Annotated in this window: 22 protein-coding genes and 1 other RNA gene; 9 read left to right on the top strand and 14 right to left on the bottom strand. The window is 30.6% G+C overall.

Annotation, left to right across the window (positions count from 1 at the left end; translation table 11 throughout):
* Positions 1–12: 12 nt before the first annotated feature.
* From wecB to WDZ41_03260, 7 genes are all read right to left on the bottom strand, one after another.
* Positions 13–1,185 carry a UDP-N-acetylglucosamine 2-epimerase (non-hydrolyzing) gene (gene wecB / locus WDZ41_03290; GenBank protein ID MEX0940358.1) on the bottom strand — a complete coding sequence of 391 codons (1,173 nt, stop codon included), beginning with the start codon at positions 1,183–1,185 and terminating at the stop codon, positions 13–15.
* A 165-nt stretch (positions 1,186–1,350) separates the two neighbouring features.
* Positions 1,351–1,581 carry a hypothetical protein gene (locus WDZ41_03285; protein MEX0940357.1) on the bottom strand — a complete coding sequence of 77 codons (231 nt, stop codon included), beginning with the start codon at positions 1,579–1,581 and terminating at the stop codon, positions 1,351–1,353.
* On the bottom strand, positions 1,571–1,813 hold the full coding sequence (locus WDZ41_03280) for a hypothetical protein (protein MEX0940356.1): 243 nt from the start codon (positions 1,811–1,813) through the stop codon (positions 1,571–1,573). The genes WDZ41_03285 and WDZ41_03280 overlap by 11 nt, the downstream gene beginning before the upstream one ends.
* A gap of 585 nt (positions 1,814–2,398) precedes the next feature.
* On the bottom strand, positions 2,399–2,665 hold the full coding sequence (locus WDZ41_03275; protein ID MEX0940355.1) for a hypothetical protein: 267 nt from the start codon (positions 2,663–2,665) through the stop codon (positions 2,399–2,401).
* Entirely contained in the window at positions 2,658–3,050 is a 393-nt protein-coding gene (locus WDZ41_03270) for a hypothetical protein (protein MEX0940354.1), read from the bottom strand. The genes WDZ41_03275 and WDZ41_03270 overlap by 8 nt, the downstream gene beginning before the upstream one ends.
* A gap of 183 nt (positions 3,051–3,233) precedes the next feature.
* Positions 3,234–3,434, bottom strand: coding sequence for a hypothetical protein (locus WDZ41_03265; protein MEX0940353.1), 201 nt, complete (start codon positions 3,432–3,434; stop codon positions 3,234–3,236).
* A gap of 307 nt (positions 3,435–3,741) precedes the next feature.
* Complete coding sequence (locus tag WDZ41_03260; protein MEX0940352.1) at positions 3,742–4,674, bottom strand: hypothetical protein; 933 nt, start codon at positions 4,672–4,674, stop codon at positions 3,742–3,744.
* Positions 4,675–5,134: 460 nt separating this feature from the next.
* On the opposite strand from WDZ41_03260, the gene WDZ41_03255 reads away from it, so the two are divergent.
* The 3 genes from WDZ41_03255 (at position 5,135) to alaS (ending at position 9,822) form a co-directional block, all read left to right on the top strand.
* Positions 5,135–6,619: a hypothetical protein gene (locus WDZ41_03255; GenBank protein MEX0940351.1), complete on the top strand. Its 1,485-nt coding sequence runs from the start codon at positions 5,135–5,137 to the stop codon at positions 6,617–6,619.
* Positions 6,588–7,100, top strand: coding sequence for an HIT domain-containing protein (locus WDZ41_03250; protein MEX0940350.1), 513 nt, complete (start codon positions 6,588–6,590; stop codon positions 7,098–7,100). Before WDZ41_03255 ends, WDZ41_03250 begins: the two co-directional genes overlap by 32 nt.
* Positions 7,101–7,221: 121 nt before the next feature.
* Positions 7,222–9,822 carry an alanine--tRNA ligase gene (gene alaS / locus WDZ41_03245; GenBank protein ID MEX0940349.1) on the top strand — a complete coding sequence of 867 codons (2,601 nt, stop codon included), beginning with the start codon at positions 7,222–7,224 and terminating at the stop codon, positions 9,820–9,822.
* Positions 9,823–10,289: 467 nt separating this feature from the next.
* Here alaS and pth read toward each other — a convergent pair whose 3' ends face one another.
* The 4 genes from pth to WDZ41_03225 all read right to left on the bottom strand — a co-directional run bounded on the left by pth (position 10,290) and on the right by WDZ41_03225 (position 14,224).
* The gene (pth, locus tag WDZ41_03240) at positions 10,290–10,826 is read right to left on the bottom strand and encodes an aminoacyl-tRNA hydrolase (GenBank protein ID MEX0940348.1); all 537 of its coding nucleotides are present in this window, start codon (positions 10,824–10,826) and stop codon (positions 10,290–10,292) included.
* A gap of 73 nt (positions 10,827–10,899) precedes the next feature.
* Positions 10,900–11,559, bottom strand: a complete 660-nt coding sequence (locus tag WDZ41_03235) for an OmpH family outer membrane protein (GenBank protein MEX0940347.1) — start codon at positions 11,557–11,559, stop codon at positions 10,900–10,902.
* Positions 11,560–11,674: 115 nt separating this feature from the next.
* Complete coding sequence (locus tag WDZ41_03230) at positions 11,675–13,147, bottom strand: ankyrin repeat domain-containing protein (GenBank protein ID MEX0940346.1); 1,473 nt, start codon at positions 13,145–13,147, stop codon at positions 11,675–11,677.
* Positions 13,148–13,216: 69 nt separating this feature from the next.
* Positions 13,217–14,224, bottom strand: coding sequence for an NAD(P)-dependent oxidoreductase (locus tag WDZ41_03225; GenBank protein MEX0940345.1), 1,008 nt, complete (start codon positions 14,222–14,224; stop codon positions 13,217–13,219).
* 160 nt (positions 14,225–14,384) lie between these two features.
* On the opposite strand from WDZ41_03225, the gene WDZ41_03220 reads away from it, so the two are divergent.
* Positions 14,385–15,071, top strand: a complete 687-nt coding sequence (locus WDZ41_03220) for a hypothetical protein (protein ID MEX0940344.1) — start codon at positions 14,385–14,387, stop codon at positions 15,069–15,071.
* A 39-nt stretch (positions 15,072–15,110) separates the two neighbouring features.
* On the opposite strand, the gene ssrA is transcribed toward WDZ41_03220, so the two are convergent.
* The 3 genes from ssrA to WDZ41_03205 form a co-directional block, all read right to left on the bottom strand.
* Positions 15,111–15,487, bottom strand: a transfer-messenger RNA (tmRNA) gene (gene ssrA / locus WDZ41_03215).
* Positions 15,488–15,551: 64 nt separating this feature from the next.
* The gene (smpB, locus tag WDZ41_03210) at positions 15,552–16,010 is read right to left on the bottom strand and encodes an SsrA-binding protein SmpB (GenBank protein ID MEX0940343.1); all 459 of its coding nucleotides are present in this window, start codon (positions 16,008–16,010) and stop codon (positions 15,552–15,554) included.
* Between the two features lie 2 nt (positions 16,011–16,012).
* Entirely contained in the window at positions 16,013–16,489 is a 477-nt protein-coding gene (locus WDZ41_03205; GenBank protein MEX0940342.1) for a DUF2062 domain-containing protein, read from the bottom strand.
* A 117-nt stretch (positions 16,490–16,606) separates the two neighbouring features.
* Between WDZ41_03205 and WDZ41_03200 the strand changes: the two genes are divergently transcribed.
* The 5 genes from WDZ41_03200 (at position 16,607) to WDZ41_03180 (ending at position 22,256) form a co-directional block, all read left to right on the top strand.
* Positions 16,607–17,326 carry a hypothetical protein gene (locus tag WDZ41_03200; GenBank protein ID MEX0940341.1) on the top strand — a complete coding sequence of 240 codons (720 nt, stop codon included), beginning with the start codon at positions 16,607–16,609 and terminating at the stop codon, positions 17,324–17,326.
* Between the two features lie 9 nt (positions 17,327–17,335).
* Positions 17,336–18,361: a tRNA (adenosine(37)-N6)-threonylcarbamoyltransferase complex transferase subunit TsaD gene (tsaD, locus tag WDZ41_03195; protein ID MEX0940340.1), complete on the top strand. Its 1,026-nt coding sequence runs from the start codon at positions 17,336–17,338 to the stop codon at positions 18,359–18,361.
* Positions 18,362–18,438: 77 nt separating this feature from the next.
* Entirely contained in the window at positions 18,439–19,521 is a 1,083-nt protein-coding gene (locus WDZ41_03190) for a pyridoxal-phosphate dependent enzyme (GenBank protein MEX0940339.1), read from the top strand.
* A gap of 94 nt (positions 19,522–19,615) precedes the next feature.
* Positions 19,616–20,755, top strand: a complete 1,140-nt coding sequence (locus tag WDZ41_03185; protein ID MEX0940338.1) for a ComEC/Rec2 family competence protein — start codon at positions 19,616–19,618, stop codon at positions 20,753–20,755.
* Between the two features lie 49 nt (positions 20,756–20,804).
* Positions 20,805–22,256: a clostripain-related cysteine peptidase gene (locus WDZ41_03180; GenBank protein ID MEX0940337.1), complete on the top strand. Its 1,452-nt coding sequence runs from the start codon at positions 20,805–20,807 to the stop codon at positions 22,254–22,256.
* Positions 22,257–22,290 lie beyond the last annotated feature (34 nt).

Here is a 22,290-nt window from a genome sequence, read left to right as displayed (position 1 = left end):
TTTGAATTACCTTTATATCGTTGACTGTTTTATATCCTTATTCAAAAACTGAGAACATTTAAAAGCATCTTTTAGAATAGCAGCTATTTTTTTTGCTGCAAAACCATCACCAAATATAGTTGTATTTTTCTTATTTAGCGAATTTGTTTTTTGCATAAACCTTCCCAAATAATCTTCTACATTTTTTTGTTGCGTACCAACTAAATAAGCTAGACCAGCCTTAATGGCTTCAACTCGTTCAGTTTCATTACGCAATATTAATACTGGTTTTTTTAAACTAACTGCTTCTTCACAAATTCCACCAGAATCAGTAGCAACTATATCACTATTCAATAGAAGGTATACCAATTCTTTATAGCTGACTGGTGGTGATAAAAAAATATTTGGTTCGCTTACTAAATCTATTTCTTGAATAATTTTCGTAACGTTTGGATTTGGATGATACGGGTAAAAGAATATGACTTCATCATTTCTACGAGCAAATGACTTTACTGCTTTTAATATATCTCTTATACCTTCAGAAAAAGATTCTCTACGATGCACTGTTAATAAAATTAATTTTTTTTTATTTTTTTTTGTTGTTTCAATAATATCAGTAATACTTTTATCAATTATGATCTCTTGTTTTTCAATTTTTTTTTTCATTATAAATAACGCATCAACTACCGTATTACCTGTGCAAAAAATAGTTGCTGGATTAATTTTTTCCGCATGCAAATTTTTTTCTGCATCTTGAGTAGGGGCAAAATGATATTGTGCAACCATGCTTATTACTCGTCGATTAAATTCTTCAGGAAATGGATTATTAATAAATGCGGTACGCAATCCTGCTTCAATATGACCAACTGGAATATGTAAATAAAAAGCGGCTAATGCAGCAGTCATAGCAGAAGTTGTATCTCCTTGCACTAAAACTAGTGACGGATTAATTTCTTGAAATACTTTTTTTATTTTTATTAAAATTTCTTGTGTCAGATAAAATAAATCTTGGCCCGGACGCATAATATCAAAATTTATTTCAGGTTTTATATTAAATAAGCTATAAACTTCTGATAATAATTCATTGTGCTGCCAAGTAGAACAAATAATAACTGGCATCCCTGCATCTTTGAGCGCAAAATATACGGGAATCATTTTGATACCCTCGGGACGGGTACCAATAATAAGCACAATAGGTTTAATCATAAACAACCTTAACACTCTCCTTAATAATCTTTTTATTCATCGCTCAAACATAGCATAAACAAATAAGCAAGCAAAATCTTTATTGGATAGTTATAAGGAATATCAATATCAAAAATACTATTTTATACTACTTTTATTCCTTTTATACAAGACTCTTCTTATGCTTCACGCAGTGCTACTGCTAAAACATCTGGATTTCCACCACAATGACCACCCAAATTGAAACCATTTATCTAATTTCGCATGATGAGTAAGTAGCGCTTGTTCTCCTAATTTATCAAACAACCAAAATGAACCAGTAAAATGAATCATATTTTTTTTAAATTCTATAGCTCCTACATTGTTTCTATTGATACCGCTAAAATTATTTCTAATGCTTCTAAGTTTAAATAGCATTATATAAATAACTCCATATTCCCAATAAAGGAAGTTCACTCCATTGCCGCCACAATGTTCCTAAGCCAAACCAAAAAAATAGTATAAATAATAAAAAATAAATATTTCTATCCGCCTCAGGCAATATGCTTGTCATCTCGTTATCGCCCCGCATAATACAAGTTAATGATAAGTACAATATAAAACATAAGGCAAATATTAATTGTTTTAAAAAAGCTTGAACAAGAGTCATTTATTATTCCTTATTTATACTATTTTTTATGCTTAAGGACCAGGTATCAGCATTGCTGCGGAGTATGCCGTCATAGCCGCTGCTTCTATACCCGCCATAATTTCAGCATGATGTAGAGGTAAAAATGGTTCATGAGGTATTGCCGCTATGTATGCAGCATATTCTGCTGCTTTTGCAGCAAGTGGACCACCACCAACACCACGTATATATGAATTAAGTTTGTATTTGCCATCACTTAATTGCTTAATATCAATGTATCCATTCTAAGAATCAAATACTTAAGCTAAGAACAATTTTTTCATACACTGCAACAACCATCGCAGTGTATGATTCATATAAAAAACCTAAAGTAAATAACTAAATATGCCATATTAAAGAAATTGATAATAACAAATAATACTTGGCATAATAACAAACCAAAAAAATAACATAAAAATAGCAAAGTATTTATTTTCAAAATTATAACTAAATTTAGTTAATTCTTCATTGGCATAACATACAACAAGTATTATTATACACAATAATGTTAATTGAAGATGCTCTGTGAATACTTGCAACAAATTTCTCATGTTAATTTTTATTATTTTAAGATGTTGGCACATTATTTCTGCTACATACAGTACCTGTACTAAAAAATAAATCACGTATTACACAATACACACTAAACACTGCCAAATACGTTAAATAAAAGAGCGTATATTCATGAGATATACTGAATGCCGGTTCTTCAAAACAATAAGCCCGCATACTCAAAAGACACAATGCCCATACAATTGCTATTGAAGAATAAGTAATCGCATCTTTGATTTCTGGTATAGCTCTATCTAAGACTTTTTGTATTCTGTTATGCATGATTAATTTTCCTATCTTGATAATCCAGAAACGCAAACATAAATAAATTTGTTATTAAAAGTGCATACAATGAAGTTATGTCTGAAACAGATATATTTGCTACTATTAATACAAATTTAGTTGTGCAACCTATTAACCATATCCTGAATATTTTAGAGAAAAAATTCTTAATTTTCTTTTTACTCATAAAGCTCTCTTTATTCTCTCGCCACCAATACAGTAAGCAAGGACCTATTGATAGAGAAAGAATAGTAATTATAGGGTTGGAAATAGAAATAAACCCTGTTGCTTCCTTATTAATACCCATTTTATAAAAAAGCATTTTTAAAAAAGTACCAGTAGTAAAAACTACTACAAAAGATAGATAACGATTACTTAATTGCATACTATTCTTCCTCTATCATTTAATTGATATGGTTTTTGTATATTTAAGAAAAAGAGTAAAAATAAAATAAAATATTCATCTGTAAGGGGTAATTCGAGATTGAAGCCACAAAAATTATTAAACCATATATGAGAATATCCAAAAAAAGAAATAAGTACTGCTGAAAATAAAAATCTATAAAAATTATTTTTCTTCAAAATAAACATATAACCATTTCAAATAAGCTATAAAACCCATCATAAAAAATGAAAATAAATATATTATTACATGTTGATAAGTAATAATTATAGGATTTAAACATGCACTAAATAAAAAATATAAGCTGGAAATGAAAAAATAAAGTAATAAGGCAGTAGCAATTTCAACTTTTAATTCAGGAATCATTTTGTCCTTTATTAGGCCTTACGTAGCAATGTAAATCACTACGTAAGGACATGCAAAAAAAGTTCTATAATCAATATACAATTACTTAGGAATTTAAATAATCAATACACTTAAATGTTATTGCTATAAAAATACCCCCAAATATCAAGAAAAATAAATCCCATTTAATTGTATTTAGATTAATTATTATTGATTCATTATAGGTATAAATATGCATAAAAAAATTACAAAGCCATACTATAATAAACGTTTTAAGCCACCAAATAAAATATTCTGCACAAGTATCGTGTTTAAAATTCATATTTTATTATAACCACCATAACCCAGGAAGAGGAATATGTATTCTCATGCCTAAATTCCATCCTGCCTCAGAAAGTTTATCTATAAATTTAGAATAAGCCGCCCATGAAATATTATTAGTAGCAGTTGCCGTATTAGCAGTAAATGCTACTATATTTTGAGCGCCAACTTGATCAACTACTGCACTTCCCACTGCATTTAAAGCTGCTGTCTGTGTAAGATGTGCCGCAGTTAGTGCAGTTCTCGTTCCTTCAGCTATTGGTTGACCATTTATAGTAATAAATGGAATATATGGAACAAGCCTTTTACTAACATTGCTTGCTGTTGATGAAACTACTTCCTTTGCTGCAGGCCCACCCGGTATAAAATCCATTGCACTACTAAAGTTTTCACGAATTAATTCTGCTTGTGTACGTGCTTTAGATAAAAATTCATTCGTAACTCCTGCAGAACTAATGGCATCTCTCAACATACCCAATGAGCTACTTGCACCATGTTTCTTTTCAGAAGAAAATTTACTAATAAGTTTACCTATCATTTTTGAAGCAGCAATTGCCGGCAAAACTTTTCCTACTAATTGAGGAACAGCTGCAAATAAACAAGCAAATGGAATTCCACCGCCATTAACTTTTATATAGCCATCAAGTGAATATTCACCTTCTTCAGATTCATTCAATGAAAGACATAACTTATCTTCTAATGCAAGCAAGCTTTCAGGACAAGCCCTTCTTAATACTTTATCAATTCTTCCAGGCTGTATGCGCTTAATCATATCTTCTTTATACACAAAAAAATCTTTGCCATCATGCAAGAGCTTAACTTCTCCTAACCTGGTAGGCGCAAATACTGGAAAATTAACAAAACTATTTGAAGATTGTACGATTTCCATAGCATTTATGGAAAAGAAAGTTAACAATACAAAGCTATATTTGATTTTCATTTGACCCTTATTTTACTATAAAAATAATAAATATTTAAAACTTAAATCAAAAGAATAGGCCTATTCCTTGGCTTCAAATCTACACCCCTAAGATTACATGCTAAATGTACGGTAAAAAAACAAAATGTAAACAAAAACTTTATGTTAAATATGATCTAGACGGCATTTTGAACAATTTAACAATTTCGCTTTGCAATTTAAACATTGAGTTAAGCAATAAAAAGTATGTTTTTTGTTTTCATGCAAATTGCTTTTTCTTTTAAAAACAATTTAAAAAATAAAAGATAATTTTTAACAATGATCAATATTTTGCAAGAATTAATTTTCTTATTAGTCTTAAACAAATAAGACTTTTTCATAAAATATAGATTACTGAGTAGTTAGTATCTTCGATATAGCTTCCATTAAAATTTTTCATTGCTATGATTATCTTGAATTTGCACAAAAAAAAGGAGCCGCCGTGCAATCATCATATTCATGGAAAAACTTATTAATTTTATTTATTGTTGCTTTTTTAATTCGTGCTACTGTTTTTTTCTTTTATATACAACACCATGAACGTTATCGCCAAGCAGATTCAATGGATTATCATATTTGCACTGTAATGCTTTCTTTAAAAGGTGCCATGCATCATCCACAAACAGCCAAACCTATCTTTTGGCGAACGCCAGGTTATCCAGTATATTTATCATGGTTTTATAATTGGTATGATATAAAAAATATGCAATTTAATGCTTGGGAATCCGCGCAAAAGACAACAATTTGGTTTCAAATTTTTTTGTGTTCTTTTACTCCAATTTTAACATTCTTTCTCGCGTTTCTTTTGACAAGTTCACTATTGCTTTCATGGATTGTTGCGTGGATTTTTGTTTTTCATATCGGTTTTATTCTTGCCAGTTGTTATTTATTGACTGATGCACTCGCTATACTTTTTTTCTTTGCATTTTTACTTTTATTTTACACCAGTTTTTGCATTATTGGGCAACTCAAATGTAATCAACAAAATAGTTTGCTTTGGATAACATTTGCAGCTCTAAGTTTAGGGTTATATACTTGGCTGCGTCCGAATGGTATTTTCATCGCAGTTATTGCAAGTTTTATTTTGCTTTTAGCAAATGATAATTGGCAAAAAAAGGTTTTAAAAATTTGCTTGTTTTTAAGTATGTTTTTTCTTTTTTTAAGCCCATGGTACATACGTAATTATAATTTTACGGGTAAATGTTTTTTTTGCCCAATGAGTGGCCCATACTTACTTGCATTTTCAGCACCAAAAATATTACGGCGTATTTCAAATAAACCACTTGATCAATGTATTAAATATTTAACGTATAATGTCAGCAAAGAATTATCAAAGCAAGAAGAACTGTGCAAAATTATTACTCCAGATTTAGTAGTTCCACAAGAACTAATATGTGGCCAAATAGCACTTCCTTGGATAAAAAAATATCCAATGTTTTTTTTGATTGATTGGTGTAAAGAAGCAGCAAAAACTACTTTTGATTTATATGGTAGTCAACTTGTAGCATTTGCTAACAATTCTTATACTTATGATCCTCTTGAAGAATTTTTAACTGAAAAATTACAACTGTGTTTATATAAACAACCTATGCATTGGCTAATGCGTTTTTTGTGTTGGCTGGAAGCATTGTTTTATATTTTTATTTGGCTTGGCATTTTTGGTGGAATCTTAATTTTTTTAATATATTATTCGTGGCAAAAACAAAAAACTTTAGAAATAAAAAAACTACAATTATTATGGATAAAAACAGGACTAATGATTGGAGGTCTTGTTTTTATGACCGGTGGATTTGGTTATGCCCGGCTGCGCATGCCTGCTGAACCACTTATCATAATTTTATCTTTAACATTTTGGCTTTGGCTCATTTTTGAAAATTATAAAGGAATTAAATCACATGGAAATTCTGTATGCACCGTGGAGAAATAAATATGTTCATAAAGTTTTACGGGGCAAAAGTGAAGATACCCTTAAAGAAGATTGTGTTTTTTGCACACAACTTGCAACTAATAATGATGAAAAACATTTTATTTTTAAACGGTTTAAGCATCACGCGATTATGCTCAATTTATATCCATATAATGCAGGACATCTTTTAATTGTATCTTTGGAGCATAAAAATTGCCTTAAAGATATTAGCAAGCAAGCTCGCGCTGAACTTATTGAACTTACTCATGAAAGCATCATTATTTTACAAAACGTGCTCGAAGCTCAAGGAATTAATGTCGGTCTTAATTTAGGAAAAGCTGGTGGTGCGGGTATCCCTTCTCATTTACATCAACATGTACTACCTAGATGGTTAGGAGATACGAACTTCCTTCCTTTACTTGCTCAAACTAAGCAAATTTCAGTTGATTTGCAGGAACTCTATAAAAAACTAAAACCTCATTTTGAAGCACTTCAGATTTAATAATTAATTTTTTTGAAAAAAAAAGCGAAATGGCTCAGTAGAAAAGAGTATAAGATTGGTTTATACTATTATTAAAGTACTACCTATTTTAAAAAATAGCTGCCGGGTCTAAAGGAAACCAATGAAATCATCTGAAATACGCAAAAAATTTTTCGACTTTTTTATCAAGAATGGCCATACCAAAGTTGCCAGCTCTTCATTAATTCCAGCCCAAGATCCGTCTTTATTATTTACCAACGCAGGAATGAATCAATTCAAAGATATTTTTCTTGGTAAAGAAACCAGGAGTTATACCAGAGCAGTTTCAATTCAAAAATGCATGCGGGCAGGAGGAAAGCATAGCGATCTTGATAATGTTGGCTTTACTAATCGTCATCTTACCTTTTTTGAAATGATGGGAAACTTTTCCTTTGGTGATTACTTTAAAAAAGAGGCTATTCAATTTGCTTGGGATTTTCTTACAAAAGAAATGGCATTTGATCCAAAAAATATGTATGCCACCGTATTTCGAGAAGATGATGAAGCATATGATATTTGGCTACAACAAATAGGCCTCCCAAAAGCACAAATTTCAAGATTAGGCGAAGCCGATAATTTCTGGCAAATGGGTGATACCGGCCCGTGCGGGCCATGTACCGAAATTTATGTTGATCGTGGCATTGAGTTTGGTTGTGGAAAAATAAGTTGTGCGCCAGGATGTGATTGTGATCGTTATTTAGAAGTATGGAATTTAGTATTCATGCAATATGATCGGCAAGCTGATGGTTCTGATGTTCCTTTAAAACAAAAAGGTGTTGATACCGGCATGGGGCTTGAACGGTTATGTTTAATAGTCCAAGAAAAGAAATCGTTATTTGAAATCGATTTATTTGAAAATATTATTAATACTATTGAAAATTTAACCAATATTAGGTATCAAAAAGCAACTAAAGAGCAGCAAGCTGCATTCAATGTATTAGCCGATCACGTTCGCTCATCAACATTTTTAATTGCCGATGGTGTTACACCATCTAACGAAGGACGTGGTTATGTATTACGTAAAATTATTCGACGTGCTGCATTATTTGCGCAGAAGTTAACTGATAAAAATATTTTTCCCGAAATTGCACAATCGGTAATTCAAGAAATGAACTCTATTTATCCTGAACTTAAACCTGCTGAAAAAGCGATTAAACATTTATTGACCATCGAAGTAGAAAAATTTGCACAGAATCTCATATATGGTCAAAATATATTAGAACGTTATTTTGAAGAATCAAAAGATAGAAAAATTATTTCAGGAGCTCAAGCATTTAAACTGTATGATACATTTGGTTTTCCTTTAGAATTAACCAAAGTTATTGCACATGAGCATGGCTTTACTGTTGATATAGAAGGTTTTGAAAAACATATGGAAATACAAAGAGAACGATCAGGTGGCAAAATCACCAAAGAACGCTTTGATGCTATCGATCTAGAAGAATCGGTAAAAACTAATTTTGTTGGTTATGAAAAACTTGAGACCACCTCAAAAATATTAAGCATTATTTATGATAACCAACTCGTTAAAAAATTAAATGAAGGTGAATCTGGTTGGATTATTATGCAAGAATCACCTTTCTATGTTGAAAAAGGAGGCCAAGTTAGCGATCAAGGATGGATTCAAATTAATTCTACAAAAACACCAATTCTTAATCTTCAACGCATAGAAAATGCTATAGCAGTGCAAATTGTTGCACCGAAAACTATATCAATCGATGATACCGTTACTGCTCTTGTTGATAAAAAATTTCGTCTCAATGTGATGAATAATCATACTGCTACTCATTTATTGCAAGCCGCACTTATAGAAGTGCTTGGTAAAGAAGTAAAACAATCAGGATCGCTCGTTCATCCAGATTATTTACGTTTTGATTTTACTTATCATGGCACTATGACTCCAGAACAAATCAAAATAGTTGAAGATAAAGTAAATCAAAAAATTCGTGAAAATATTCCACTTAATATTTATTATACTTCTTATCAAAATGCCGTTAATAAGGGCGTTATTGCAATTTTTGGAGAAAAATATAATCCAGAAGAAGTACGAGTTATTGATATTCCAAGTTTTTCGATGGAACTTTGCGGCGGCACGCATGTGCAAGCAACGGGTGATATTGGTTGTTTTAAAATTACAGAAGAATCAGCTTTATCTGCCGGTCAGCGAAGAATCTTTGCCGTTACTGGTGTTAAAGCAATTGAGTTATTTCAAGAAACATTTACCACAGTAAAAAAACTAAGCCAAGAATTTAAAGTACCACAGCATGAAGTACTGCAAGCAGTAGAACGGCAACAAGAACAATTCAAGCAAACACTTAACACTATTAAAAAATTGAAAAAACAAAGCTGGAAAGCACAACTTGCAACATGGCTTGAACAAGTAATTAAAATTAATAATATCCCTGTTGGCATCTTTGCTATAGAAGATTCTAGCGCAGAAGATTTAAAAGAAATTGCACAAGCGCTTAATACACAAAAACCCGGGTTTTACTTCTTATTATCAACTCATGATGAGCGCAGTAGCTTTTATTGTATTTTGGCTGATCAATTTGAATCACAAATCAATTTAAAAGCGTTTGCAACATGGCTAAAAGATACTTTTGAATTACGTGGTGGTGGCAAAAAAGGAACCTTGCAAGGTGGCGGTCCTGCAATTGATATTAATCAATTAAAAGAAGGAATCGTTGCTTGGTTGAAAAAATAAGAAAATATTATCAATAGTATGTAATTTTTGCATTTTGTTATGTTTTATTCTTTTTCAAGATATATAGTATTTCTAAAATAGTTTTTAAAGATTTTTTGATGTGGTTTAAATATATTGTGCGGTAGATTTGATATGTCAAAAAATTTCCACTCGTAGCAAAAGTTGGGCTCCAGACATTGTATTTCACCAGAAAACCTCTCTGATATAAATGATATATGAATATAATGACCTCTTTCATCAATTTTTTCTATTATTGAAATTAACTTTAACTCTATTTTTTCAAAACCAATCTCTTCTTTAAGTTCTCTTTGGGCGCACTATATTATAGATTCACCATATTCTAAATGTCCACCAGGTAATCCCCACATCCCTTCACCATAACAATTTTTTTTCTTTTTCCGAGCAAAACAGATTTATTTTTTATTACAAAAATTTCACATCCAACTTTGATATTATTCATGATTTAATTATTTTTCGGAATCAAAAAGTTCGCCAATTTTTGTTACTGCTTTTCCAATCTGAAATTCAAGTTCAGCAGGATCTTCTTGAAAATTAGAAAGAACATATTCTGAAACCTCTTCTTTATTTTTAGGCCGTCCTATACCAAAACATAATCTATAGAATTCTTTACCAATAACCTCAATTATTGAACGTAAGCCATTATGCCCTTTGGCACTTCCTCCAAATTTTATTTTTATAACTCCTAAAGCAAGTTCTAATTCATCATGAACTACTAGAATGTTTTCTGGCTTTATTCCTTTTTTTAATAAAAAAGGAAGTACCTTACTGGAAGAATTCATGAATGTTTGTGGTTTAACTAAAATTACTTTTCTATTGCCATGTTGAACTTCGGCAGTAAGCATATTATCTTTTTCTTGCCAATAAGCCGTGTGTGCTTCTGCGAGCGCATCTAAAATACGGAAACCAATATTGTGACGATTGTTATAGTGCTTCTCTCCTGGGTTACCTAATCCAATTATCGCTTTAATGTCATCTTTTTGCATCGATTATCCTTCATTAAATAAAAAGAGCGACTAGTTAGTTCTAGCCGCTCTTATATACTCAATTTTTATTTTATTAGGCAGCAGGAGTAACTGCTGGTTTTTTCATACCTTCATTTTTATTTTTTTCTTTACTCGCACGATATTTAGTATTAATACGTTCGAGTATTTTTTCGGTAAGATCAATTGGTTTTACCCCATATACTACCCCACCAGCTAGAACTACCATACGGCCTTCTTCTTTTGCCAAAGCTTCCGCTTCTATCTGAATAGTGCGCAATACTTTCATGCGTGCTTTTTGTTCAGCATTTTCTGCATATTCTTGGGCGCCCTGTGCTTTAATGCGATATTGCGCTTCTAAATTCCCCATCTCTTCTTTTTTACGCTCTTTTGCGCTTTCACTCAGCGCATTAGCCATAGTTTCTAATTCTGTTTTTCTTTTCATGGCTGTTTCTTCAAGTGATTTCAATTGTTGCTTGCGTGAATCAAGCTCTTTTTCTATTTTTCTTACTTCATCTTTATATTCTAAGGATCTTTCTAAAATTTTAAAAGGATCAAAATAGGCAAAAGATTTTTCCATTTCTTCACGAACTATGGTCTGAATTTCATCTTTAGTCATTTGTATAGTATCTTCTTTTTTAATCCCTTGAGCTGCAGTTTCTGCATTAATATATAAAACACTCATTATATTGATTATTAAAAGCATTAATAAGCTATTAAAATATCGGTTATTCATTAAGACCTTTCAATTTATAGGTTACTTTCGCCAATTGTATTCCTTATAGACTACTTTTTTTTAATAAAGCGTCAATACCCTTGAAGAATAAATTGCAAACTTGAAATATTCAAAATCAGATACCCATATTGCGTGCAAGACTTTCAAAATTAGTTACACCATAGATTTTAGGCATTGTAGTATCAATTGCGCCATATGATTTTAATAATGCACGTATACGATCATCTGCAGCATATGCAAGTGGAGTCCAGCCATTATAATCTCGAGCATTCATAAAGAGCCAAAACATACGAGAATTTTTATCTAAAACTTGTTTTATTTTTTCAATTATGAGCTTAGTATTCTCATAACCTTTTACATCAAATTGATACCCACTGTAGACTGCCGTAATTAAAGGAGTAAAACCATTAAATTCATTTGGCGTATTCAATATTGCTAAAAGTAATGCGGTATTATCAGAATATTTAATAATCGCATCAATCAAAAGGTGAGCAATATCATAATGATGCCTTAATAATGCTAAGTGAAGTGCTGTTCTTCCTTGAAAATCAGTTGCGCTTAAAACATGGAAAATAAGTTCTTTTTCATGCATTGCAAGTTCTTCTATTGCCTCCAAAAGTATTTTAACATATTCATACTGACCATCAGTAGCAGCATTAATAAGTGAGGTCCAACCTGCATCATCACGAATATAAAGAAAGTGAAATAACATATGTTTTTGATCTTTAAATTTTGCCAGAGCTTCTTTGAGTGTTTTCTCAAATAATGCAAAATTAGAGCGATTACTAGATTCTATTAGTATTCGTCCATATCTATCAGCCTCTTTTAATTCTTCACTTTCTATGTCTTCTTTCCCTTTTTTTGCACCAAATTTTTTCAAGAAAAGCTCATCAGGAAAAGTTCTTACTGAATCAAGAGCTGTGTATCCTTCAAAATCTTTGGCATTAAGAAAATCCAAAAAAAATTGAGAATCTTGACCTAAAACATGCGCTGTTATTTGAACCATAAGCTGCATATTATCTGATTCGGCATCATCTGCAGCATTTAATAAAGGACGCCAACCACGTGAATCTTGTGCATTCATAAATTTAAAAAAAAGTTCTTTATCTTCGCCAATTAATTGCATCGTTCTTGTAAGCACTAATTGCATCGTTCTTTTATCAGCATTATATTCAGCAAAGCCAAGCACATTCAGCCCATATTTATCTCGAGCATCCAAGTACTTAAAAAGCCCCTGTTTATCATTACCATAAAATTGTTTAAGTGCATCAAATATCGCAGCTATATTTTCTAGATCTCCAATTAGAGTAGTAAAATGAAGAATATTATATGTATTTTCATCTCGTGTATTAATTACTTCAAAAAATGCTTGCTTATTGCCGCGATTTTGCTGTACTGCTTGCATTAAAAGAGATTTGAATTTTTCAGGGCTACCTTGCTTAATTACTTGAAGTAGTTGCTGACCTAAAGATATTTTTGAATAACCTATTGAAGAAAAACGGCTCATTGAAGGTACACATACCTGTGCAAAACAGGAAATTGAGCTTAATATAATAAACAAAAATTGAAAAAAATAACTGCTAATCATTAAGCTCCTTTTTTTATCTCATATATATCACGAGCGCATCAAGCTCGCAAGAATAATTTTAAAACCGTTTTATAATTGCACTATATTAATTGGATTTCCACTCTTCCATTTATTAATATTTTCAATACTAAGCTTTATAAGACGTTCTAAAGCCTGATAGGAGTTAAAAGCATTATGTGGAGTTACAATAACGCGGGGATGTTCTATTAAAACATGATTTTCTAAAATATTTTTTAATTGTTTGTATTCTGGATGCTGCTCAAAGAGTAATGCTAATGGTTCTTTTGTAAAATTTTCTTCTTCTAAAACATCAAGCGCCGCACCTGCTATAATTCCTTCATTTAATGCTTTTACCAATGCATCAGTTTGAATAATACCACCTCGTGCTGTATTAATTAAATAGCTTCCCTGTTTTAATAAATCAATATTATCAAGATTAATCATATGATACGTTTCTTTAATAAGTGGTACATGAAAAGTTAGAATATCCGATTTTTTAATCAGTTCATTAAAAGATAAATATTCAAAATTAAATTGTTTAGCAAATTCTTTATTTTCCTTCTTATCACAAGCAAGTATTTCCATATTAAAACCGTTTGCAATACGAATTACATGCCTCCCTATATTACCAGTTCCAACTACACCTAGTACTTTCCCCGCAAGATCAAACCCTTGTAAATGTTCATTTGAAAAGGAATAATCGTGCGCAACTTGATAATATGCATCATAAATTCTACGGGATAATGCTAATAAAAGAGCAAAGGTGTATTCTGCTACCGCCACATCTGCATATTTAGGCACATTGCTTACAACAATATTTTTCTCTTGTGCACTTTTAACATCAACATGATTATAACCAGTTGAACGAGTAACAATTAACTTTAAATTATTAAATTGATTAAGTATTTTTTGTTTAATTTCTGAACATACAAATACCGAGATAATATCCGCATTTTTAATAGAATCAGGAACCTCATCAATTAAAGATTCACAAAAAAAATGAAGCTCATCTTCAGAAAAAGCTTTTTTAAAAACTTCTTTTTGCTCCTCATTAACTTCAAAAAATGCAATTTTCATTTACCATCCCCTAAAAAGCATATCTTCCTTGAAAATTATCCAAAAATGAATAATAACGATTTAAATCATAACATTTCAAAAAGAAATTATTCAATTGATTGACTTAAAATAGCTGATTAATCTTTAATAAAAAATGAATACTTAAAAAGGAATAAGCTTTATGGTAAATCCAATTTTTGTTTTATTTTATCTTTTAGTAATTCCGATTATTTGCTTATCAAATGGAGGAATAAATGAAGAAAAATCAAAAATTATTACATTACAGTTAGATGGAGGCTTTTTAAATAAAATAATCTTTCAACATCCAAGCAAAATAAATGTAGCTACCTTTACACCCCTCAAACAAGAATGGGATTATTTATTACAAAAGGCAGCACAAGGTATCAACCAAAGTGAATTTGAACACAGTTTTCTGGAAATTTATAGAAAAGCATTAGAAGCTGGATATCGTGATGAAATATTTATTAATGCGCATCAAAAATATCTAGAAATATTAATCGAAAAAGAATTAAAAGTACCAGGAGAAGTGAAAGAGTTTCAAGGTCTTAAATCTACTTACTTAAATGAAATATTACACAATATTATTAATGGAAAATTGGATAATTTATCAGAAGAAACAAAAAATTTAGTTAATAGGCTAAAAAATAACGATACTGCTGGAATTAATGGTGATGAAAATATTAAAAAGAAATTAAATGGAATTCATAAAAAAAAGCCCTATAAATCAAAAAGAAGTTCTATTAACTTATCATCGCTGAGCGCTAGTTTTATTGGCACTTTTTTTCTGATAATTATTTATAAACCATTAATATATTTATTTGGGCTTTTGCCAGTAAAAAATAAATAAAAAACTCGAATAGCCAGATAAAGCTCTTGGAGCGAAAACTGGTGGAGGCGATGGGAATCGAACCCATGTCCGCACTATATCAAACCCAAAACGCTACATGTTTAGTTTTCGAATTATACTCAAATTCAACCTCGAAAACAGGGCAAATGAATTTGAGCCAGTTTCATATACTATCACGCTATGTAACCAAAAAACTTCGCGTGAAAGCCCTACCTGTTATTATACGAGTTAATTAACGAGCAGAAACGTTAGATTAACAAGACTCGCTTCTCTTTTTACGCAGCAGCTGCGCCGAGAGCGAAGTGACCTTCAAATTGGTCTGCATTTATTGTTTTGACCGCTTTTTTACGAGATCTCAGACGAAACTCGACATGCTTTCTGAGCTATCAACACCACGTCGAAGCCTTGACGCCCCCAAATATTTCAATGAACTTTTTTCTATTCAAATAGTAACAAACAGGTCCGATAAAGTCAAGCTCTTTACCGATGCTTCTTGATTTCGCGAGCAGTCTCTTTTTTAATATCTCGTTCTTTAAGTTCACGCCGCTTATCCGCTGCTTTTTTGTGCTTCGCTATACCAAGCTCAATTTTTATGAGCCCCTTTTCATTCAAATACATTTTTAACGGCACAATGGTAATTCCTTTTTTTGCAACTCCCCCTGCAAGCTGATCAAGCTCACGGCGGTGCATTAAAAGCTTTCGGCTTCGAGTAGATAAGTCATCTCTTTTCTGAAAAGCTTGTTCGTAGGGTGCTATAGTACAATTGAGCAGCATCAATTCACGGTCATGAAATACCGCATAAGAACCAACCAATGAAATATGACCTTTTCTAATTGATTTAACTTCGTCACCAGTTAGCACAATACCAGCCTCAAGGCGCTCCAAAATTTCATAATCATGAAATGCTTTTTTATTTTGTGCAATGATTTTTATACCCATAATTATATTGTACCATGTATTTCAGTTACAAGCTTTGAAAATATTTTTTTCATTAATGGATAAAGTAAAACACTTAATATAATACCTAAGAGATTACCACCTATCAAAAATGACCAAATACATGGCTGTGGTAATCCTAATTTATATTCAAAAAAATAATTCAAATAACTCATCCATTCAGGAAATATTGTTACTACTTTAATGTGTAATAATTTGTGTAAGATCCAATAGCCAAAAATATAATCAATCATATAAATTGGTATAGCTGTCCATGGATTATTAATTCCATATGCTGCTGTTAATGTTATAGGAAAGTTTAACTGAAAAAGCCAAACCCCAGCAAAAACCATTATCGTATGAAAAAATAAAAATGGAGAAAAAGCAATATAGCTTCCTATACAAAAAGATAGAGCAAGTTTATGCGGTGAGCGTTCCTCATAAACATATTTTTTTAAATAATTCGTTATCGTATATTTCATTTTAAGATCTTTACTTAAAGTCTCCTGATAAATAGCTTTGCACTCCTTTATTAAAAGTATAAACTAAAGTAGAAGAAAAATGAAAATATCCCTTTTTTAATAAAGGAGTACTTTATTATGAAGTTAAAATTACTTATAACCATAATATTACTTTATTCAAATATTGGTAATGCAATACTGCCATTTCAATTGCGACCCCATAATATAATATTATTAGGATCCATTCAACTCAATCAACCTCTTGATGGGTGGGAAATTCCTATATCCTATAAAGGACAACCATATAAAGCTGAGGTCGATGCTGATGGCGATACACGCAAGGCACACTTTGAATTACACGATGAAGAAATGCCAAAAGAATTATTTATAATGATAACTGAAGGGTTAGCTCAACCGATAGATATCAATATTACTCATCTTCAAACATCACCTAATCACCAATATCGCCTATTCAGGTTAACAAAAACAGCACCATCTGATGCTACGCAAGTAAATGCTAAAAGGAATCAAATGAGTTCTTGGCAAATAGAAGAACTGGATAATAAAAAAAAATATTTAATTATTCCTGATAATACTATTATTTTTTTTATGGATTGCACTATAGTTGCAGAACTCGAAAATATCTCATGGCCTACCACGAGTAATATTATTCCCTTACCATCTTTAAATATAAAAAAAGAAATCCCTAGAGAGAAGCTTACTGATTTAGCGATTCAAATGGAGCTCGCTTTTTGTGATTTTAAATTTTTACATAAAAAACCACTTAATAATTCTATTGCTTATACCAATGATCGTATAATTTCAATGCCTTACTTATCCAAAAAAATACGAATTTAAAGGGGTTAGATGAATCCTTCTATTTTGGGTATCGAAACATCATGCGATGAGACAGCAGCCGCTGTTTATGCAAATAACAAAATTCAATCAAATATTATTTTTTCACAAGTAGATTTACATCAACTATATGGTGGCGTGGTACCTGAAATCGCTTCTCGTTCTCATATAGAAAAAATAAATACTATTGTTGCACAAGCATTGGCACAATCAAAAATTGGATTAAATGAAATTGATATTGTTGCCGTAACAAATAGGCCTGGCCTTCCAGGATCTTTACTTATCGGCGTCTGTTTTGCAAAAGCGCTCGCATGGGTAAAAAAAAAGCCGATTATTGGTATCGACCATCTTGAAGGTCATGCATTTTCCACATTTTTAGAATACGATGTACCATTTCCCCATTTATGTTTAACGGCATCAGGAGGCCATACTTCATTATATCTGATTCATGATTTTGGCAAATATGATGTTTTAGGTACTACTTTAGATGATGCAGCAGGTGAAGCATTTGATAAAATTGCAAAATTAATAAATCTTCCGTATCCGGGTGGTCCAATTATTGAAAAGCTAGCTAAAAAAGTTAATTTTGAAGATTTTTTTCACTATCCACGCAGTATGGGAAATCAACTTGATTTTAGTTTTTCAGGCCTCAAGACAGCCATACTTTATGATTTAGTTAAAAAGAATTTATATAATTTATCTACTAAAAAATTATCACCAAACATGTCTGAAAATATAAAAGAACAGATAGCAAGCTCTTTACTCGTTTGTATTAATGATATTTTTATACAAAAAATTGAACTTGCCATTAAACAATTTCCTCAAGTACGCGCGGTAACATTTGTTGGTGGTGTTGCTAGTAATAAATTTGTTAAAGAAAATATTCAGAAAATTGCTGAAAAAAATAATAAATTGTTTTTTAGCCCTTCTTCCCAATATTGTACTGATAATGCTGCTATGATTGCATTTGTCGGATCTTATAAAGCAAAACAAGGAATTTTTTCAGATTATAATTTAGATATTTTAAAAAATGAATAATTATAGGTTTTGTTTTGAATCAATGGAAAAAATTCAACAATATTATTTTTTTATATCTCTTGTTTTTACCAAAAACAATGCAAAATCATTTTTTATTTAAATATTTTCCTTCTTTAAAATCGCAAATTCATTATATACCATTGGCTCAATTACCAACTCCTATTAATAAATTAAAAAACTTAAGCACTTATTTTAAAACTAATCTTTATATTAAATTAGATTCTCTTGCAGGAAATTTAGATAACCATTTATATGGTGGCAATAAAGTAAGAAAATTGGAATTCCTTTTAGCAGATGCCTTAAAAAAAGAAGCTGATACCATTTTAACTTTTGGCGCTATTGGCTCAAATCATGTAGTTGCTACTGCATGTTACGCACAAAAACTTGGACTTAACTGTATCGGTTTTTTAAAAAAACAACCAATTTCTACCTATGTTCACCGTAATTTATTACTTATGCATTACTTCAACTGCAAAACATATCTTTTTTCACAATCTGAAAGAAATCTTATTCAAAAAATTTTAATAGATCCAAATTTTGATTTTGTAAAGAATGAAAAATTATATGTAATTCCAGCAGGAGGCTCAAATACGATTGGTATCTTAGGGTTTGTTAATGCTGCATTTGAACTTAAAGAGCAAATAAATAATGGTATCATTCCAGAACCAGATTATATCTATGTTGCTGGTGGTAGTTTTGGCACTTCAATTGGCTTATCACTTGGCTTGCAAATTCTTGGATTAAAAACCAAAATAAGAGCAGTTTGTGTTGAACCAATCGAACTAGAAAAAGTTTTACTCGATGCCAAATTACTTTTTGAGCAAACAAACCAACTTCTTCATTTTTATGATTCAATATTTCCAATAATTTCATTTAATGCTAAAAAATTAAAATTTATTACTAAAATGAGCGAAAATGACTATGGGTTAGCTATACCAGAAGGAGCTGCAGCAAAAAATATTTTTGAAATTTATGAAAAAATTAACTTAGATGATACGTACACTGCTCGAGCAGCTGCTGCTTTAATTAATGATTTACAAAGTAATACAAAATTAAAAAATAAAACTATTTTATTTTGGCATACATTTTGTGATAATTTTACTTTGCCTATCATGCCAACTTATACACAATTACCTTCAGACTTTCATCAATTTTTTTAAAACTACTTTTTTACCATCTAAAAAATAATTTAAAATTTTTATTTAAAAAAATTCAAAATCTGCTATATTGAAAAAAAATAAAGATAAGCACATCATGTATAAACTTCATTCCTTTTTTTTATCTATTCCGATTTCTCCGCTATTCCCCTCATTAATCGCTTTTATTGCTGGTATTGTTTGGTATTTTTTTGGCTTTTCATTTTATATTCCTTTTTTTTCATGGATTTTTTTAGCAATACTCGTTTCCTATTATGCAGAAAATGTCTATTATCTTAAAATTTTGCTTTTAGGAGCAACTTTTATTATTGGTAATGGATTATTGAAAAAAAAGTATAATAGCCATTGCTCATTTTCTCAATGCAATAACCCAAAAAGCCTAACTATTAAAATTATTGATACTGAACAAAAGCAAAATTCTTTTTCAAAGTATTTATATCATGGATCAATAAAAAATATACAATGTATAGATTTTCAAAAAACATGTTACAACAAGAATATTCTTATTTATTCTCCTCAAGATTTAAATCTTGTAGCTGATGATTTGATATATATAGAAAACCCAAAATTAAAAATTCCTGACCCATCCATATTAAATTATTATTTTTTGCGAGAAAATATTTATGCAACTATTAATTTAAAAAATAATAACCAATTTACAACTACGCTACATTCAAAATATAGCTTACGAAGTTTTGTTTTTAACCAGAAAAATCGAATTCTTGTTGAATTAAAACAAATATGCAATAAAAAAACTTTTAGTTTATTTTCATTATTATTCCTGGGAAATAAATCAATCAATAAAAAAGAATTACAAAAACTAAGAACTTGGTGTAAAGAATGGGGAATTTCACATTATCTTGCTAGATCTGGTCTACATTTAGTAATGATTATATATATATGGGAAATGCTTTTTAGGTATATTCCTTTATCATTGATTTTCAAACAAATTCTTATAAGCTTTTTTACTATAGTTTATTTATTATTAAGTTGGTCTAGCATTTCTTTTTTACGTGCTTTTTTTACTTTTTTAAGTTATAAATTTAGTATTATTTTTAATCGACAAACAAACTCCCTCCATTTAATCACTATAATTACTTTTTTGTTTTTAATCTTAAATCCAATTAACCTTTTTTTACTTGATTTTCAATTAAGTTTTGGCATCACCTATCTTTTAGCATGGATTCAACAAGTACATATTGCTAAAAGTCGTTATTTATTTTCAACTCTTGAATAATCTTCTCTAAATCTCCTAGATTTGAATAAGAATATAAGGGGGAGAAACTATGATTAAATCAAAATTTCTATTAATTCTAATGTTTTGTAGCGCCATTAATTATCTAATTTTTAGCCATGAAGTACATAGACAATCACTGCTTGAAAATATTATTCAAAAAATTTCTGGTATCGATAACAAATCTGCAACTATTGATGTAAAAACCACTGACCCTCAAATTAATAAAACAATGCATGAAAAGGAATATTCCTTTATGACTTTTATGGCAGCAGATAATGACCTCGGGCCATTTGCTCGAAAAAACCTAAGAGAACAATCTAATGCAGGATCTACGCAATATATTAATATCATAACCCAACTTGATACTCGCGTTGCAGGAAATAAAAAAGTAACAAAACGTTATTATGTAGAAAAAGATAAATTACTTGTAATCAATCATAATGATCCTACAACACAGCAAATGGATAGCGGAGTTCCAAATACATTAATTGATTTTTGCAAATGGGGTATTCACAACTTTCCTGCAAAAAAATACGTATTAAATTTATGGAACCATGGCACAGGAGCTCTAGATATTGGCCCTAAGCGCACAATAAATCCTTTTCCATTGTTTTTATTTAATCCAGAAAATAACCTCATAGAGCTTGATAGGAGTATCCCATTTTTTGATTTCATACAGTCATGTGCTTATGCTGATCAACGAGCAATTTGTTTTGATGATACCACTGGACATTATCTCACCAATCAGGACTTGGAATATGCTCTGGATTCCATATGTACTAATTTATTGAACGGAAAAAAACTTACTATTATCTGTTTTGATGCATGCTTAATGTCAATGATTGAAATTGCAAATATTGTAAAAAATTATGCTGAATATATGGTCGCATCACAAGAAGTTGAACTCGGAACTGGTTATAATTATTATAAAATCTTAACACCATTTTCATCTCACTCACCAGATAAAGAAGCATTTGCTCGACATATTGTCTATTCTTATGAACAGGCTTATACAAACATAACGAATGATTTTACGCAATCAGCACTCGATTTAAAATTTATTAATGCATTAGAGCAAAATATAAATCAGGTTTCAATGCTCTTAATTGACTCAATAAAATTTCAGCAAGGTAAATCAATAGTTGATACAATTAAAGCAAGTAGGCATAAGTTATTTTGTACACATTTTGATGAACCAAGCTATATTGACTTACATCATTTTTATAACAACTTGCTTACTAATTTAAAACGCTTTAATTATAAAAATGGCCGCCATGGGGAAGCAATTAGACAACAACTTAATGCTGCCCTTCTTCAAGGCATCGATCTTATAAAGAAAACAGTTATTGCAAATGTAACGGGAAAAAATCTTGCTCGCGCAAATGGTATTTCAATTTATTTTCCTGAGCGTAGAATTCATTCTTCTTATCATCGAACAAATTTTGCAAAAACAAATGCTTGGCCGCAGTTTTTAAAAGATTACTTGGCACATTATGCATAATTACAAAAAATTTTGAGCCGTATTATACCATGCG

This window comes from Candidatus Babeliales bacterium (assembly GCA_040879965.1).
In the GTDB taxonomy this organism is placed as follows: domain Bacteria; phylum Babelota; class Babeliae; order Babelales; family JACPOV01; genus JBBDJI01.
The sequence above is the reverse complement of the archived record's forward strand: the minus strand, read 5'-3'. Positions and strand labels throughout refer to the sequence as shown.

Excerpts from the sequence above, each read along its gene's own strand:
- wecB (MEX0940358.1), bottom strand. The coding sequence starts at position 1,185 with ATGATTAAACCTATTGTGCTTATTATTGGTACCCGTCCCGAGGGTATC.
- WDZ41_03285 (MEX0940357.1), bottom strand. The coding sequence starts at position 1,581 with ATGCTATTTAAACTTAGAAGCATTAGAAATAATTTTAGCGGTATCAAT.
- WDZ41_03280 (MEX0940356.1), bottom strand. The coding sequence starts at position 1,813 with ATGACTCTTGTTCAAGCTTTTTTAAAACAATTAATATTTGCCTTATGT.
- WDZ41_03275 (MEX0940355.1), bottom strand. The coding sequence starts at position 2,665 with ATGCATAACAGAATACAAAAAGTCTTAGATAGAGCTATACCAGAAATC.
- WDZ41_03270 (MEX0940354.1), bottom strand. The coding sequence starts at position 3,050 with ATGCAATTAAGTAATCGTTATCTATCTTTTGTAGTAGTTTTTACTACT.
- WDZ41_03265 (MEX0940353.1), bottom strand. The coding sequence starts at position 3,434 with ATGATTCCTGAATTAAAAGTTGAAATTGCTACTGCCTTATTACTTTAT.
- WDZ41_03260 (MEX0940352.1), bottom strand. The coding sequence starts at position 4,674 with ATGAAAATCAAATATAGCTTTGTATTGTTAACTTTCTTTTCCATAAAT.
- WDZ41_03250 (MEX0940350.1), top strand. The coding sequence starts at position 6,588 with ATGGAAATTCTGTATGCACCGTGGAGAAATAAATATGTTCATAAAGTT.
- alaS (MEX0940349.1), top strand. The coding sequence starts at position 7,222 with ATGAAATCATCTGAAATACGCAAAAAATTTTTCGACTTTTTTATCAAG.
- pth (MEX0940348.1), bottom strand. The coding sequence starts at position 10,826 with ATGCAAAAAGATGACATTAAAGCGATAATTGGATTAGGTAACCCAGGA.
- WDZ41_03235 (MEX0940347.1), bottom strand. The coding sequence starts at position 11,559 with ATGAATAACCGATATTTTAATAGCTTATTAATGCTTTTAATAATCAAT.
- WDZ41_03230 (MEX0940346.1), bottom strand. The coding sequence starts at position 13,147 with ATGATTAGCAGTTATTTTTTTCAATTTTTGTTTATTATATTAAGCTCA.
- WDZ41_03225 (MEX0940345.1), bottom strand. The coding sequence starts at position 14,224 with ATGAAAATTGCATTTTTTGAAGTTAATGAGGAGCAAAAAGAAGTTTTT.
- WDZ41_03220 (MEX0940344.1), top strand. The coding sequence starts at position 14,385 with ATGGTAAATCCAATTTTTGTTTTATTTTATCTTTTAGTAATTCCGATT.
- smpB (MEX0940343.1), bottom strand. The coding sequence starts at position 16,010 with ATGGGTATAAAAATCATTGCACAAAATAAAAAAGCATTTCATGATTAT.
- WDZ41_03205 (MEX0940342.1), bottom strand. The coding sequence starts at position 16,489 with ATGAAATATACGATAACGAATTATTTAAAAAAATATGTTTATGAGGAA.
- WDZ41_03200 (MEX0940341.1), top strand. The coding sequence starts at position 16,607 with ATGAAGTTAAAATTACTTATAACCATAATATTACTTTATTCAAATATT.
- tsaD (MEX0940340.1), top strand. The coding sequence starts at position 17,336 with ATGAATCCTTCTATTTTGGGTATCGAAACATCATGCGATGAGACAGCA.
- WDZ41_03190 (MEX0940339.1), top strand. The coding sequence starts at position 18,439 with ATGCAAAATCATTTTTTATTTAAATATTTTCCTTCTTTAAAATCGCAA.
- WDZ41_03185 (MEX0940338.1), top strand. The coding sequence starts at position 19,616 with ATGTATAAACTTCATTCCTTTTTTTTATCTATTCCGATTTCTCCGCTA.
- WDZ41_03180 (MEX0940337.1), top strand. The coding sequence starts at position 20,805 with ATGATTAAATCAAAATTTCTATTAATTCTAATGTTTTGTAGCGCCATT.